At 73.1% G+C, this 1,620-nt stretch carries 1 protein-coding gene; it reads right to left on the minus strand.

The genetic code is table 11. From position 1 onward, the window contains the following. The coding region (locus AB0383_RS50060) for a carbamoyltransferase C-terminal domain-containing protein (protein ID WP_366191716.1) at positions 1-1,550 on the minus strand (1,550 nt) is incomplete at its 3' end. Positions 1,551-1,620 lie beyond the last annotated feature (70 nt).

Raw genomic sequence — 1,620 nt, forward strand, 5'->3', positions numbered from 1 at the left:
CGCGGCGAGTCGACCATCGGCCGGCCCGCGGTGTTGAGGCTCGTGTTGATCACGACGGGCAGGCCGGTCCGGCGTTCGAACCCCGCGAGCATCCGCGCGAGCACGGGGTTCTCGCGCTCGTCGACGGTCTGCACGCGGGCCGTGCCGTCGACGTGGGTGACGGCCGGGATGCGGTCACGCCACTGCGGTGCCACGTCGTGCACGAACAGCATGTAGGGGCTGGGCAGGGGGCCGCGCGAGAAGATCTCGCCGGCGCGCTCGGCGCGGACCATCGGCGCCACCGGCCGGAATTGCTCGCGGCCCTTGACGTCGTTGAGCCGCTCCAAGTTGGCCGAACGGCCGGGGTGGGCGAGCAGGGAACGGTGTCCGAGCGCGCGCGGGCCGAACTCGGCGCGGCCCTGGAACCACGCGATGACCTCATCGTTCGCCAGTGCTTCGGCGACGGTCTCCGCGAGGTCGGCGGGCCGCTCGTAGGGCAGTTTCGCCTTGCGCAGCACGGCTTCCAGCTCGTCGTCGGTCCAGCCGCGCCCGAGGCCGGCCCCGACCATGGGCGAGCCGAGCTCACCGGCGTCGGCGGCCAGCTGCAGTGCGGCGCCGAGCGCGGTGCCCGCGTCGCCGGCCGCAGGTTGCACCCAGACCCGCTCGAACGGGCCTTCGGCGTGCAGGCGGGTGTTGGCGACGCAGTTGAGCGCGATGCCGCCGGCCAGCGCGAGGTCGCGCTGCCCGGTGCGCTCGTGCAGCCACCCCACCAAGTCCAGCAGAACTTCTTCGAGCACTTTCTGGACGCTCGCCGCGAGGTCGGCGTGGCGGCGGGTCAGCTCGTCGCCTCCGGTGCGCGGCGGGGCGAACTCCGCGAGGTCGACGCCGGTGGCGCGGAACCCGCCGTCGCCGGTCGCGCGGACTTTTTCACGCAGCCGGTCGAGGTGGTCCGGCGTGCCGTAGGACGCGAGCGCCATGACCTTGTACTCGTCACTCGAGCGCGCGAAGCCGAGGTGCTCGGTGAGGTCTTCGTAGAGCAGGCCGAGCGAGTGCGGAAGCCGTTGTGCCGCCAGCTCTTTGAACCGGCCGTCGCGGTACTCGCCGGCCAGCGCCGAGGTGCTTTCGCCGCGGCCGTCGGCGACCAGCACCGCGCAGTCGCCGAACGGCGCGGCGAGCGCGGCCGAGGCGGCGTGGGCGACGTGGTGGCGCACGAACCGCACGATCCCGGGGTCGAGCCCGGGCAGCGCGGCCGTGAGGAACTTCGGCGCGCGTTCGGCGAATTCGGTCCGCAGCTCTTCCCCGCTGGGGTCGTGCCCGGGCAAGCCGGGCTCGACGAGCGCGGGGTCGTAGGAATAGCCGACGGCGTCGAGGTCTTCGGGCGCCAAGCCGGCCTGCGCGAGGCACCAGGCCGCGGCCTGGGCCGGCTGCTCCCAGGTGGAGAACGGCACGGCCTGCTTGCCGTGTTTGCGACGGCTGAAGCGTTCCTCCTCGGCCGCGGCGACGATCTCACCGTCCACGACCAGCGCGGCAGCGGGGTCGTGAAAAACGGCGTTGATCCCGAGTATGCGCATCGACCTGCCTCTGGCGTCCGGGGGCCCGCCGGCGGACCCGCGTTCGTCTATAGCGCTACCCGGCGAAGTC

The sequence above is a fragment of the Amycolatopsis sp. NPDC051373 genome, from assembly GCF_040689465.1.
Taxonomy (GTDB): Bacteria; Actinomycetota; Actinomycetes; order Mycobacteriales; family Pseudonocardiaceae; genus Amycolatopsis.